The sequence below is a fragment of the Yoonia sp. genome (genome assembly GCF_046498525.1).
Taxonomy (GTDB): domain Bacteria; phylum Pseudomonadota; class Alphaproteobacteria; order Rhodobacterales; family Rhodobacteraceae; genus Yoonia.
The window spans coordinates 1-13,483 of record NZ_JAWOAN010000290.1 but is presented as its reverse complement, the minus strand read 5'-3'; the positions used below and the strand labels follow the sequence as shown (position 1 = coordinate 13,483).

The following is a 13,483-nucleotide window of genomic DNA, read 5'->3' as shown; positions in this document are numbered from 1 at the left end:
TTTTTCCGTTATAATATGTGCCTGACCAAACATAGTAGGAGTTGTGCATGACTCGCATTAATCTGTAACCCAACCGTGCTCCGGTGTCTGTCAGGAGGAGAAGCAGAGCCTTGGCGACGTCACTGCTGGCAAAGGCAGGTGTCATGAGGTCGAGTTGCTCATCCGTGATCGGCAGTCGATCGGTGTTGCTGCTTCCCGCCCCCTTAATCTTGATCGCTTGGAAGACGTTGCGGAGGTCCAGATCATGCTCCAGCAAGACATGATTGATGGCTGCCTTCACGACACCAAGGTTCCGCTGGACGGAGTTAGGAGACATGCGGGACAACAACAGGTCACGATAGCTGTTGGCATCTGCCCGGGTAAGGTCTTTGAGCTCGGTCCACTCAAAGCGGTTTTTGCCAAGGCAAAGGATCAGATCTTTGCGGATACGATCCATGCGGGTGCGCAGGCCGTTGTCACTCTCTTCGGCCTTGTAGTTGTAGTATTCTTCCAGAACCCGAGAGAGCGACATGGGCGCGGCCTCCAAGGTCGCTGCTTTGAGCTGCCTAACTACACCCTTGGGGAGTGCGTGTTCCACATCCTCAGCAAGTTCTTGAAAGTCATCGAACTCAGGCCACTCAGGATCAACGGCCCCGTCTATGAACATGGATTGGTGGCGTTCACTCAGGCGTTCCCGGACCAACGCTCTGGCTCGCTCTTCATCTGTCGTGCGTCGTTCACGATCAAAGAGAGCTTCAATCTCGGCGTGAACCTTGGGCAATGCCTTAAGTGCATCTTGGTAGGTCGTGCCCAGTTGCCGATAGACCGTGGCCTTGGGAATCACCTTCCGCAGGTCCTTGGGAACATTCCGTTTGTAGCGGAAAGAACCACTCGCACGACGGAACATATAGCGTGGGAGCTTGAGGGGCATTGTCTTTTCCATGCTGAGTAATCTCAGCCGGAGGATCACCCGGCGCAACCCAAATCGACCTTCCAAGAGTGACAATTCACTGGCGGAAATTGACGTAAGTGGTCCTAAAAGCGGTCCCGAAAATGGTCCCACAAAACCCTAAAAGCCAAGTTTCCTTGGTTTTCTTCAACTTAACGGGGGGTTGGTGGTGCCCAGGAGAGGACTCGAACCTCCACGTCCATACAGACACCAGCACCTGAAGCTGGCGCGTCTACCAATTCCGCCACCTGGGCAGGTCACGTGATGGGGGAATTACGCGCGGTTTACTGCGCTGTCAACGCGATTCGAGGACAAAAAGGGCGTGCGGTGTTTGAAACATCGGGATTGCGCCTTGTCTGGCGTCGGGGTGGCAGGTAAACCGCTGGTGAGCTACTTATCCAAAGGCCAAAAGATGTCTCAGCTTGTCACCATCTTCGGCGGTTCCGGTTTTATCGGACGCTACATTGCGCGGCGCATGGCAAAAGAGGGCTGGCGCGTGCGCGTTGCGGTCCGCAACGTCAACGAGGCGATGTTTGTGCGACCCTACGGTGTTGTCGGTCAGGTCGAACCTGTTTTCTGCAACATCCGCGATGATGCCAGCGTTCAGGCAGTGACTGAAGGTGCGGATGCAGTGGTCAACTGCGTTGGCGTGCTGGACGAAGTGGGCAAGAACACATTTTCAGCGGTACAGGCCGAAGGGGCTGCGCGCGTTGCGCGTATTGCTGCGGCAAATGGCGTGGCACGCATGGTTCACATCTCTGCTATCGGTGCGGATGCGGACGCAGCGAGCGCGTATTCCAAGACCAAGGCTGCGGGTGAGGCTGGCATTCTGGAACATATGCCGGACGCCATGATCCTGCGCTCTTCGATTGTTTTTGGTCCCGAGGATCAGTTTTTTAACCGCTTTGCCGGTATGTCCCGCCTTGGTCCGATCTTGCCCGTTATCGGCGCTGATACGCGGTTCCAGCCTGTATACGTAGATGATATTGCTGCTGCCGCTGTCAAAGGCGTGTCGGGCGAGGCCGAGGGTGGCGTTTACGAGCTGGGCGGCCCCGATGTGCATACCTTTCGCGAGTTGATGGAACTGATGCTGGGGATCATCCGGCGCCGTCGTTTGATCGTCAATACGCCGTTCTGGATGGCGCGGGTCATGGCGTTTGGGTTTGGTGTGGTGCGCAGCTTGTCGCTTGGTTTGATCAAGGGCCCCGTGACCAAGGATCAGGTGATCAATCTGGCGATCGACAACGTCGTATCCGATGACGCCCGCGGCTTTGATGCTTTGGGCATACATCCCACCGCAATGGAAGCTGTATTGCCTGATTATTTGTGGCGCTTTCGTCCGTCCGGTCAGTATGACGCGATCAAGGAATCAGCGAAGAACCTCAAGTCTTAAGCGTAGGCGATCCATAGAAGCGCCACGCCAAGCGCGATCCGGTAGATCACATAGGGCGTGAAGCTGACGGATTGCAGCAGGCGCATCATCAGCGTCAATGCCATCAGGGCGGCGGCAAATGACATTCCTACCACGATCCCGATATCACGCATTTCGCCGGTATCTCCTGCGTTGATCACATCAAGCCCAAGCAGTGCTGCCGATGCGATGATCGTCGGGATCGACATGAGCATCGAAAGCTTTGCCGCGTCCGTTCGCGTATAGCCCAGCATCCGTCCGGCTGTAATGGTGATGCCTGATCGCGATGTGCCGGGGATCAGTGCAACGGCCTGCCACATCCCCATTTTTACAGCGTCTTTCAGGGTCCAGCCTGCGGCGGTTTTTTCGGTTGGGCCATTCTGGTCGGCCCAATACAGCACGACCCCAAAGATGATCATCGCCCAGCCGATTACCGCGATCCCCCGCATGGCGTCTGACAGGCCTGTCACTTTCAGGATCAGGCCGACGACGATCACGGGGACCGTCGCGATGATCAAACACAGCGCAAGGAAAGCGCCCTTTGTGTCGATCTTGCCGCGCAACAGGCGCAGGGTACCGCCAAGTGCCAGCCTGACGTCAGACCAGAAATAGAGAACGACTGCCGCAAGCGTACCGACATGGGCTGCGACATCGATGATCTGGCCCTGATCGTTCAATCCCGACAGGGACGGAAGCAGGATCAGATGACCGGAAGACGAAACAGGCAGGAATTCGGTGATCCCCTGGATCAATGCGATGAGAAGCAGATTGAATGTCGTCATTGATCCGGTCTTTGATTCGTCCGCCACAACCTAACCTGCCTGATTTTAGGGGGAAGAGCGTATTTAGGTAACATACCGGCCCTAATTTTTGCTGTTTCTGTGCGCCACTTGTTGCTTCAAGCTGATTTTTCTTTCATATAGGTCAGTAGTACTGCCTTTTCATTTCGTTTGGACCGTTTTAAAAGGCAGTTCGCTCTGGAATATGGGAGGGTGGCGTATGGCTGGCCAGAAAATGTTGACATTTACGCGTGTAGGTCGGGAAATGCCCGAGAAACGTCCGCCTAATTTGCGCAAGGAAGACTTCGGCGAGATTTACGCAGAGTACGCACGCGACAAGGCCGCCGAGCAATCCAGCCGGTGCAGCCAGTGTGGTGTGCCTTACTGTCAAACCCATTGCCCGTTGCACAACAATATTCCGGACTGGTTGCGTTTGACCGCCGAAGGCCGCTTGGAAGAGGCCTACGAGATCAGTCAGGCGACAAACACCTTTCCAGAAATTTGCGGCCGCATTTGCCCGCAGGACCGCCTGTGCGAAGGCAACTGCGTAATCGAGCAATCCGGCCACGGCACCGTCACCATCGGAGCGGTCGAAAAGTACATCACAGATACCGCATTCGAGGAAGGGTGGGTCAAGCCGATCCGCCCCCACGCCGAACGTGGTGAAAGCGTGGGTATCATCGGTGCCGGCCCCGGTGGTCTTGCCGCTGCGGATATGCTGCGCCGTCAGGGTGTGCAGGTCACAGTCTATGACCGTTACGATCGTGGCGGCGGTTTGATGACTTATGGTATCCCCGGCTTCAAGCTTGAAAAAAACATCGTCATGCAGCGCATGGCGCAGCTTGAGGATGGCGGTGTGCAGTTTGTCCTGAATTGCAACGTGGGCGAGGATTTGTCGTTCGATGCGATCCGCGGCAAGCATGATGCCGTGTTGATCGCCACCGGCGTCTATAAAACAAGGGATCTGCCTGACTCTGCCGCGGAAGGTATCGTCGATGCCATTGATTATCTGACCGCCAGCAACCGCAAGAGCTTTGGCGATGAAGTGCCGGAATATGACAGCGGTGAACTGAACGCTGACGGCAAGCGCGTTGTCGTGATCGGTGGCGGTGACACCGCGATGGACTGTGTCCGTACTGCCGTCCGTCAGGGTGCCGAAAGCGTCAAATGTCTGTATCGCCGCGACCGTGCGAATATGCCCGGATCGCAGCGCGAGGTGCAGAATGCCGAGGAGGAGGGCGTTGAATTCGTCTGGCTCTCTGCACCCAACGGTTTCGAAGGCGATCCTGTCACCGGTGTGAAGGTGCAGAAAATGCGCCTTGGCGCACCGGATGCGACGGGCCGGCAGGCACCGGAGCTGATCGAAGGCTCTGAGTATGTCGAGGGCGCGGATATCGTGATCAAGGCGCTGGGCTTTGAACCCGAAGACCTGCCAAAGCTGTGGGGCGTTGAGGGATTGGAAGTGACCCGTTGGGGCACCGTGAAGGCGAACTTCAACACCGGCGCGACCAGCCTTGAGGGTGTTTATGCCGCCGGTGATATCGTGCGCGGCGCTTCGCTTGTTGTCTGGGCTATTCGCGATGGACGTGACGCGGCAACCGCAATGTTGGAGTATCTGGGTCAAGCGGCCAACGTCGCTGCAGAGTGATATGTAACGCGTACAGAACCTGTACAGAACACGTACGTACACCTGTCATTACATAGGTCATCAATGCTGACCTGAAGGATTGAGAAATGATGAAGCCTTGTGTGATCCTGACAGTTCTGGTTGCAGCCATGCCCGCTGCGGCACAACAAAGCTTTGGCGCCCCGGAAGGCTGCGAGGCCGTGTTGACCGTTCAGAACAAAGGCTGCGTCATGACCAATGTCTGGCATTGCGAAGCTGACGCGCCCGGCGAACAATGGATTGCCCTCATCACGCTGGCGGGCGTGTTCAGCGTGCAAAAGGTAGATGCGGAGTTCCAGTGGATCGAGGCCTACAAGCTGACCGGCAACGAGCGTCTGGTCACGCCTGCCGAAGACCCCGCGTCTTTGACCGATCTTTTCGACAACCAGATCGACACATGGGATTTCACGCTGGAAACCGATGACGGGACCGAGCGGAATGTGGGCTATGATCTGCTGACAGGCGAGACGACCGAGATTGATGGCGAGGTTCTGTTGAATACTGAGTATCAGGGCCGCACGATCGACGGTGACGGCAACGAGATCGACGCCAGCAGTGGCCGCCAGTACGTCAGCGAAAAGCACCGCATGTTCTTTTTTGGCGAAAACTGGCCGCAGGACGATCCCGAGCAGGTCATTGACATGTCCCCGGTAGAGTTCATCTACCCCGGTGAACCCGGCTTTTTTTCCGACAGTCCGAAATACGAATGTAACGTCATTGAATCAGGGTTTCAGCCATGAGACTGGCGTTAACCCTTATATGTCTGGCGCTTCCCGCCAGTGCGCAGGATGCCCCTGACACGTTCAGCCTGCCTGATGGCTGCGACGCCTTTGTGACCGTGCAAAGCGAAAGCTGTCAGGTGGATCATCATTTCACCTGTCAGGGTGATCCCGCAGGCCACAAGCGACGCGTCAGCCTTGATGAACGGGGCGTCACCTACGTGGGTGAGATCGACGACGAAACCCAGTGGATCAGCAGTTTTCATGTATTGAGCGGCCATCGCGAAACGCTTGAAGACGGCCCTGCAGAGCCTGCGTCGTTTTCTGATCTGATCCGCACTGGCGTGGATGATTACGATTTCCGCACTCTTTCGGACGAGATCGGCACCACCCGCTATGTGGGGCAGGACACATTGACCGGCCGCGAGATCACGATTGATGGCGTGACGCTGGCAGAGACGACCTATGATATCACCGCCTATGACGAAGCAGGCAATGAGGTGTGGTCCTCGAAGGGCCGCGAATTCATCAGCCGCGACTGGCGCATGTTTTTTGCCGGTACGGGTGTTGTGACCACGTCCGAGGGCGAGTTCGAGCAAAGTAACCGCCCGGTCGAGTTTATCTATCCCGGTGAACCGGGCTTCCTGAGCAGCAGCCCGAAGCATGGTTGCGGTGTCGCTATCTCTTGAGAATTGAATTTGAAGTCCACCCTGCGTGGTGGCCCCGCCCAGAAAGGAAATGCACATGACAACCTATGACGAGACTTGGGTCGCGGCCGAAGAAGCCAAGCGCCAGTGGATGGCTGAAAACGGCCTCTATAAGCACGAGGACGAACATGCCTCTTGTGGTGTGGGTCTTGTGGTGTCGATCAATGGTACCCCGTCACGCGATGTTGTTGAAAAGGGTATCGATGCGCTGAAAGCGGTCTGGCACCGCGGTGCTGTTGATGCAGATGGCAAGACAGGTGATGGCGCTGGTATTCACGTGCAAATCCCCGTGCCGTTCTTTTATGACCAGATCCAGCGCACCGGACACGAGCCGGATCAGGACCACCTGATTGCGGTTGGACAAATCTTTCTGCCGCGCACCGATTTCGCCGCACAAGAACGCTGCCGTACGATTGTGGAAAGCGAAGTGCTGCGCATGGGGCACTATATCTATGGCTGGCGCCATGTGCCGGTGAACACCGAGGTGCTGGGCGAAAAAGCCAATGCGACCCGTCCCGAGATTGAACAAATCCTGATCCGTGATGAAAAAGGTCTGGATGAAGAGCAGTTCGAGCGCGAACTGTACATCATCCGCCGCCGGATCGAAAAGGCGGCGACCGCTGCCAGCATCAACGGTATGTATGTTTGTTCTTTGTCCTGCCGTTCGCTGATCTACAAAGGCATGATGCTGGCCGAGCAGGTGGCCGAATTCTATCCGGATCTGATGGATGCGCGCTTTGAAAGTGCCTTTGCGATCTATCACCAGCGTTATTCCACCAACACCTTTCCGCAGTGGTCGCTGGCGCAGCCGTTCCGCATGCTGGCCCATAACGGCGAAATCAACACGCTAAAGGGCAACGTGAACTGGATGAAGAGCCATGAAATCCGCATGGCGTCCGGCGCGTTCGGCGATAAGGCGGAAGATATCAAGCCGATCATTCCGTCGGGTGCTTCGGATTCGTCGGCGCTGGATTCCGTGTTCGAGGTTCTGGTCCGTGCGGGCCGCAACGCCCCGATGGCCAAGACGATGATGGTGCCTGAGGCGTGGTCCCAGCAAGCGGTCGAGATGAAGCCCGCGTGGCAGGACATGTACGGTTATTGCAACGCAGTCATGGAGCCATGGGATGGTCCGGCAGCCTTGGCGATGACCGATGGCCGCTGGGTGTGCGGCGGTCTTGACCGCAACGGCCTGCGCCCGCTGCGTTATGTCGTGACAGGTGATGGCCTGCTGGTTGCAGGGTCCGAGGTGGGCATGGTGCCGGTGGACGAGGCGACTGTCGTCGAAAAGGGCGCGCTTGGCCCCGGCCAGATGATTGCCGTGGATATGCAGGAGGGTCGTCTGTTCCATGACGAGGAATTGAAAGACAAACTCGCTGCGGCCCAGCCCTTTGGCGCGTGGGTCGAGAAGGTCGTCGACCTGAACGACATCATGAGCGATGCGCCGGAAAAGGCGTTGTTCGAGGGTGCCGAGCTGCGCAAGCGTCAGATCGCTGCCGGTTACAGCATCGAAGAGCTGGAGCAGGTGCTGGCCCCGATGGCCGAGGACGGCAAGGAAATGATTGCGTCCATGGGCGATGATACGCCCTCTGCGGTGCTGTCCAAGACCTATCGCCCGCTGTCGCATTTCTTTCGGCAGAACTTTTCTCAGGTGACGAACCCGCCGATCGACAGCTTGCGCGAAAGCCGCGTCATGTCGCTGAAAACGCGGTTCGGCAACCTCAAGAACGTGCTGGACGAGGACAGTTCCCAGACAGAAATTCTGGTGCTGGACAGTCCCTTTGTCGGCAACGCTGAATTTGATGAAATGGTACGCCACTTTGGTGAAAGTGTCGCGGTGATCGACTGCGTCTTCGGACCCGGCACCGGTGCGCTGAATACCGGATTGCAACGCATCCGTGCCGAGGCCGAGGATGCAGTACGTTCCGGCGCGGGCCACATCGTGCTGACGGATCAGAACCAGTCCGAAGATCACGTGCCGATGCCGATGATACTTGCGACCTCTGCGGTCCATTCGGGTTTGACAGCCAAGGGCTTGCGCACCTTCTGTTCGATCAACGTGCGGTCGGCAGAGTGTATTGATCCGCATTATTTTGCCGTCTTGATCGGCTGTGGAGCGACCACGGTAAACGCCTATCTGGCACAGGATTCCATCGCGGATCGCCTGCGGCGGGGGCTGATTGACGGCACCCTTTCAGAGGCGATGAACCGCTATCGCGCGGCGATCAATGCGGGTCTTCTCAAAATCATGTCGAAGATGGGGATTTCGGTTCTGTCATCTTATCGCGGTGGTTTGAATTTCGAGGCCGTAGGCCTGTCCCGTGCGATGGTGGCTGAATACTTCCCCGGAATGCATTCGCGTATTTCTGGCATCGGGACCAATGGTATCCAGACCAAGCTGGAAGAGGTCCATGCGAAGGGATGGAAGGGCGGTTCTGATGTCCTGCCCATCGGTGGTTTCTACAAGGCCCGCCGGACGGGAGAAAAGCACGCATGGGAAGCGCAGACGATGCATATGCTGCAAGCCGCGTGCAACACCGCGAGCTATGCGCTTTGGCAGCAGTTTTCGAAGTCGATGCAATCAAACCCGCCGATCCACCTGCGTGATTTGCTGGCCATCAAGCCATTGGGCAAGCCCGTGCCGATTGAAGAGGTGGAAAGCATCACTGCGATCCGCAAGCGTTTCGTGACGCCGGGCATGTCGCTTGGCGCGCTGTCGCCCGAAGCCCACAAGACGCTGAACGTCGCGATGAACCGCATCGGCGCGAAATCCGACAGTGGCGAGGGTGGCGAAGATCCGGCACACTTCCACCCCGAACCCAACGGCGACAACCCGTCTGCGAAAATCAAGCAGGTGGCATCCGGCCGTTTTGGTGTGACGGCGGAATATCTGAATGCCTGTGAAGAGCTTGAGATCAAGGTCGCCCAAGGTGCCAAGCCCGGTGAGGGTGGCCAGTTGCCCGGTATGAAGGTCACAGACCTGATCGCCCGCCTGCGCCATTCGACCAAGGGTGTGACCCTGATTTCACCGCCGCCGCACCACGATATCTATTCGATCGAGGATCTGGCGCAGTTGATCTATGACCTCAAGCAGATCAACCCGCGCTGCAAGGTGACGGTCAAGCTGGTGTCGTCATCCGGTGTGGGGACGATTGCTGCCGGTGTGGCCAAGGCCAAGGCCGATGTGATCCTGATTTCGGGTCACAATGGCGGCACCGGTGCATCGCCTGCGACGTCGATCAAATATGCGGGTCTGCCATGGGAAATGGGCCTGACAGAGGCGCATCAGGTGCTGGCCATGAACAACCTGCGCGAACGTATCACACTGCGGACCGATGGCGGTTTGCGCACAGGCCGTGATATCGTTATGGCGGCGATGATGGGGGCCGAGGAATACGGCATCGGCACCGCCGCACTGATCGCCATGGGCTGCATCATGGTCCGCCAGTGCCAGTCGAACACATGCCCCGTGGGTGTCTGTACGCAGGACGAAGCCCTGCGCGAGAAGTTTACGGGCAACGCAGAGAAGGTCGTGAACCTGATCACCTTCTATGCGACCGAAGTGCGCGAGATTCTGGCGTCGATTGGTGCGCGGTCATTGGATGATGTGATTGGCCGTGCCGACCTGCTGACGCAGGTTTCGCGTGGTTCCGCCCATCTGGATGATCTTGATCTGAACCCGCTGCTGATCACCGTCGATGGGTCCAACAAGATAACCTATGACCGCAATCGCCCGCGCAATCCCGTCGATGACACGCTGGATGCGCAGATCGTCAAGGACGCTGCGCGTTTCCTGAATGATGGTGAGAAGATGCAGTTGGATTATGCCGTGCAGAACACGCTGCGGACCATCGGCACACGCACATCGAGCCACATCGTTCAGCAATTTGGCATGCGCAATGCGTTGCAGCCGGACCATCTGACGGTGAAACTGCGCGGTTCTGCCGGGCAGTCGCTGGGGGCCTTTGCGGCACCGGGGCTAAAGCTGGAAGTGTCGGGTGATGCCAACGACTATGTCGGCAAGGGTCTGTCGGGGGGCACGATTGTCGTGCGTCCGCCGATGGTCAGCCCGCTGGTGGCATCTGAGAACACGATCATCGGCAATACGGTGCTTTATGGTGCGACTGCGGGTTATCTTTTTGCCGCCGGTCGTGCGGGCGAGCGTTTCGCGGTGCGTAACTCTGGCGCGCATGTGGTGATCGAGGGCTGCGGCACCAACGGGTGTGAATACATGACCGGTGGTGTGGCAGTGATCCTTGGTACGATTGGTGCGAACTTTGGTGCGGGTATGACCGGGGGAATGGCCTATCTTTACGACCCCAAGGGTGAAGCTGCTGATCTGATCAACATGGAAACGCTGGTCACCAATCCGGTGACGGTGGATCACTGGCATGACCAGTTGAAAGGTCTGATCGAGCGCCATGCCGCAGAGACAGGTAGCCGGAAAGCAGCGGATATCTTGCAGCATTGGGATCTTGAGAAGGTCAATTTCCTGCAGGTCTGCCCGAAAGAAATGCTGGTGCATCTGCCGCATCCGTTGAGCATTGAAGAGGCAGCGATCCCTGCGGAATAAATATCACGCCCCCGCGCCAAAAATACGTGCGGGGGCGGCCACTCTTCTTGACCCTTTCATGCCGGTCGTGGCTTAAGGTTGCATGATGGCGGAAACGAGCACAGCAAAGAAGCGACCGGCAAGAAAGCCGACACCCGGAAAGAAACCTGCGAAGCAAATCAGGAAACCGGGCCTTATTGCCCGGATTAGGCGGTTTGTGCGGCGGGCTGTTCTTGTGAGTGTCTTGGCCGCGTTTTCTTTTGTGCTGATGTGGACACTGCTTTACGCGATCGTCAATCCGCCAACGACACCCTATATGCGCGCCGAGGCCCATCGTCTTGTGAGCGTGAAGCAGGAATGGGTTGATCTGGAGGATATCGCGCCTGTGATGGCGCGCTCTGTTGTGGCGGCGGAGGACGCGAATTTCTGTCTGCACTGGGGGCTTGATGTGGATGCCATTCAGGATGCAGTCGATCGCGGACGCGGGGGGGCTTCGACGATTTCGCAGCAGGTCGTAAAGAACGTGTTCTTGTGGCACGGACGCAGTTGGTCGCGCAAAGCAATCGAGGCGCTATGGACCCCGCTGACCGAGGCAGTCTGGTCCAAGCGCCGCATTATCGAGATTTACCTGAATGTGGCCGAATTCGACGAGGGCGTGTTTGGCGTGCAAGCGGCGGCGCGGCATTATTTTGGTGTGGACGCCTCAGATCTGTCAGCGCGGCAATCGGCGCGTCTGGCTGCGATCCTGCCGTCGCCCAAGAACCGGTCGGCGAGCAACCCCAGCACATTCACGCGCAACCGGGCGGCCGCGATCATGAGCGGGGCTGCGACAATTGCCGCTGACGGGCGGTCTGATTGCTTTGAAAACTGACCCGCGCCATTGATCAGGGACGCGGCTTGCGTCATTGAAGGGCTAGTCCCTTGAGTGAGCCTGCCATGAACACCCTTTATCATTATCCCATGTCCCCGTTTTCGCGTAAGGTGCGCCTGTGCCTTGGAGAAAAGAAGATCGAAGTGGTCTTGGTGGAAGAAAGGTATTGGGAAGAGGCCCCGGATTTCCTGCGCCGCAACCCGGCAGGCAAAGTACCGGTCCTGAGGATGGATGGCCGCACGATGTCCGACAGTGTGGCGATATGCGAATATATCGAAGAGACACATCCGACGCCCGCCCTGCTGCCCAAAACGGCGGATGCGCGGTGCGAAGTGCGCCGGTTGGTCGGCTGGTTCGATGACAAGTTCTATCACGACGTGACCACCAAGCTGACGGGTGAGCGGGTCTACCGCAAGGTCATGGGGCGCGGTTATCCCGACAGCACCAACGTGAAGGCCGGGGCCAAGGCGATCAAGTATCATCTTGATTACATGGCGGGATTGCTGGAAGAGCGGCGCTGGCTGGCGGGCAATGACATGACGATGGCGGATTTTGCGGCTGCCGCGCAGCTGTCGTGTCTGGATTACACAAGTGACGTGGATTGGAACCGTCATGAGGTACTCAAGGATTGGTACGCCAAGATCAAGTCCCGCCCTGCGTTCCGGTCTATTCTGGCGGATGAGGTCCCGGGCTTTCAGCCCGCTGCGCATTATGCGGACCTTGATTTTTAAGGGGGGCCGGCCCCCCATCCCTGCGGGATTCCCCCCGAGGTATTTTCAAACATGAGAAGCCTGAAAGAGCAGCTTGTGACGTTTGCGCAAGAAGCGGGTTTCGCTTCTGTCGGGGTCTGCCGCCCTGATGCAGTGCCGCAATTGCCGGAACGGTTGCAGGCTTTTGTGGATGCGGGAATGCATGGCCAGATGGGGTGGATGGCCGAGCGGATGGCGTGGCGCGCTGATCCTTGTGCGCTCTGGCCGGAGGCGCGGTCGGTCATCATGCTGGCCGAGCCTTATACGCCGGAGCATGATCCCTTGGCGGTTCTGGAAGAAAAGGACCGTGCCGCGATCAGTGTTTACGCCCAGAACCGCGACTATCATGATGTGGTCAAGAAGCGGCTGAAACAGGTTGGCCGCTGGTTGATCGCGCAGGTTCCTGATGCCGAGATCAAGGTGTTCGTGGATACGGCCCCTGTCATGGAAAAGCCGCTGGCGCAGGCTGCGGGCCTTGGTTGGCAGGGCAAACATACGAATTTACTGAGCCGTGATCTGGGAAACTGGTTTTTTCTGGGGGCGATTTTCACGACCGTCGATCTGGCGCCGGACAAGGCGGGGCAGGAACACTGCGGGTCTTGCACGGCCTGCCTTGATGTGTGCCCGACCGATGCTTTCCCGGCCCCTTACCGGTTGGATGCGCGGCGCTGCATTTCCTATCTGACGATTGAACATAAAGGTCCGGTGGATGAGGAATTGCGCGCTCTGATGGGTAACCGGATTTACGGCTGCGATGATTGTCTGGCCGTTTGCCCGTGGAACAAGTTTGCCAAGGAAGGCCGTGATGCAAAGCTGGCCGCACGCGATGATCTGCTTGCGCCCTCTTTGGCAGAATTGGCAGGGCTGGATGATGCTGCGTTTCGCGCGCTGTTTTCCGGTTCACCGATCAAGCGGATCGGGAGGGACCGGTTTGTCCGCAATGTGGCCTATGCAATCGGCAATTCGCGGGACCATTCCCTAGTGTCAACGAGATCACCGGGATCCGCACGCGGCATGCCGATTTCGACGGCGACGGGTCGGCCGGTGGAGGTATCAAGGACGAGATCGCGGGGCTGCACGCGATCCTGAATGACGCGATCCAAG

The 13,483-nt window shown here is 57.8% G+C and carries 10 protein-coding genes and 1 tRNA gene; 8 read left to right on the top strand and 3 right to left on the bottom strand.

Annotated features, from left to right (window positions below):
* Together R6T97_RS17115 and R6T97_RS17110 are read right to left on the bottom strand one after the other, a co-directional pair.
* Window positions 1–910 (bottom strand): DUF6538 domain-containing protein (locus R6T97_RS17115; protein WP_410350491.1); only part of this gene is annotated, 910 nt, incomplete at its 3' end.
* A gap of 185 nt (window positions 911–1,095) precedes the next feature.
* Window positions 1,096–1,182, bottom strand: a tRNA-Leu gene (locus tag R6T97_RS17110).
* A gap of 158 nt (window positions 1,183–1,340) precedes the next feature.
* Between R6T97_RS17110 and R6T97_RS17105 the strand changes: the two genes are divergently transcribed.
* Window positions 1,341–2,321, top strand: a complete 981-nt coding sequence (locus R6T97_RS17105) for a complex I NDUFA9 subunit family protein (RefSeq protein WP_410350490.1) — start codon at window positions 1,341–1,343, stop codon at window positions 2,319–2,321.
* Here the strand turns inward: R6T97_RS17105 and R6T97_RS17100 are convergent.
* Window positions 2,318–3,121: an undecaprenyl-diphosphate phosphatase gene (locus tag R6T97_RS17100; RefSeq protein WP_410350489.1), complete on the bottom strand. Its 804-nt coding sequence runs from the start codon at window positions 3,119–3,121 to the stop codon at window positions 2,318–2,320. The two genes, R6T97_RS17105 and R6T97_RS17100, sit on opposite strands and share 4 nt — an antisense overlap.
* Window positions 3,122–3,338: 217 nt before the next feature.
* Here R6T97_RS17100 and R6T97_RS17095 point away from each other — a divergent pair, with 217 nt between their 5' ends.
* The 7 genes from R6T97_RS17095 to queG all read left to right on the top strand — a co-directional run bounded on the left by R6T97_RS17095 (window position 3,339) and on the right by queG (window position 13,468).
* On the top strand, window positions 3,339–4,766 hold the full coding sequence (locus R6T97_RS17095) for an NAD(P)-dependent oxidoreductase (RefSeq protein WP_410350488.1): 1,428 nt from the start codon (window positions 3,339–3,341) through the stop codon (window positions 4,764–4,766).
* 86 nt (window positions 4,767–4,852) lie between these two features.
* Window positions 4,853–5,524, top strand: coding sequence for a hypothetical protein (locus R6T97_RS17090; protein ID WP_410350487.1), 672 nt, complete (start codon window positions 4,853–4,855; stop codon window positions 5,522–5,524).
* Window positions 5,521–6,192: a hypothetical protein gene (locus R6T97_RS17085; RefSeq protein ID WP_410350486.1), complete on the top strand. Its 672-nt coding sequence runs from the start codon at window positions 5,521–5,523 to the stop codon at window positions 6,190–6,192. The genes R6T97_RS17090 and R6T97_RS17085 overlap by 4 nt, the downstream gene beginning before the upstream one ends.
* Window positions 6,193–6,247: 55 nt before the next feature.
* On the top strand, window positions 6,248–10,780 hold the full coding sequence (gene gltB / locus R6T97_RS17080; RefSeq protein ID WP_410350485.1) for a glutamate synthase large subunit: 4,533 nt from the start codon (window positions 6,248–6,250) through the stop codon (window positions 10,778–10,780).
* A gap of 82 nt (window positions 10,781–10,862) precedes the next feature.
* Window positions 10,863–11,630 carry a monofunctional biosynthetic peptidoglycan transglycosylase gene (gene mtgA, locus R6T97_RS17075; RefSeq protein ID WP_410350484.1) on the top strand — a complete coding sequence of 256 codons (768 nt, stop codon included), beginning with the start codon at window positions 10,863–10,865 and terminating at the stop codon, window positions 11,628–11,630.
* Window positions 11,631–11,695: 65 nt separating this feature from the next.
* The gene (locus R6T97_RS17070) at window positions 11,696–12,361 is read left to right on the top strand and encodes a glutathione S-transferase family protein (protein ID WP_410350483.1); all 666 of its coding nucleotides are present in this window, start codon (window positions 11,696–11,698) and stop codon (window positions 12,359–12,361) included.
* A gap of 51 nt (window positions 12,362–12,412) precedes the next feature.
* Window positions 12,413–13,468 carry a tRNA epoxyqueuosine(34) reductase QueG gene (queG, locus tag R6T97_RS17065; protein ID WP_410350482.1) on the top strand — a complete coding sequence of 352 codons (1,056 nt, stop codon included), beginning with the start codon at window positions 12,413–12,415 and terminating at the stop codon, window positions 13,466–13,468.
* Window positions 13,469–13,483: the final 15 nt, after the last annotated feature.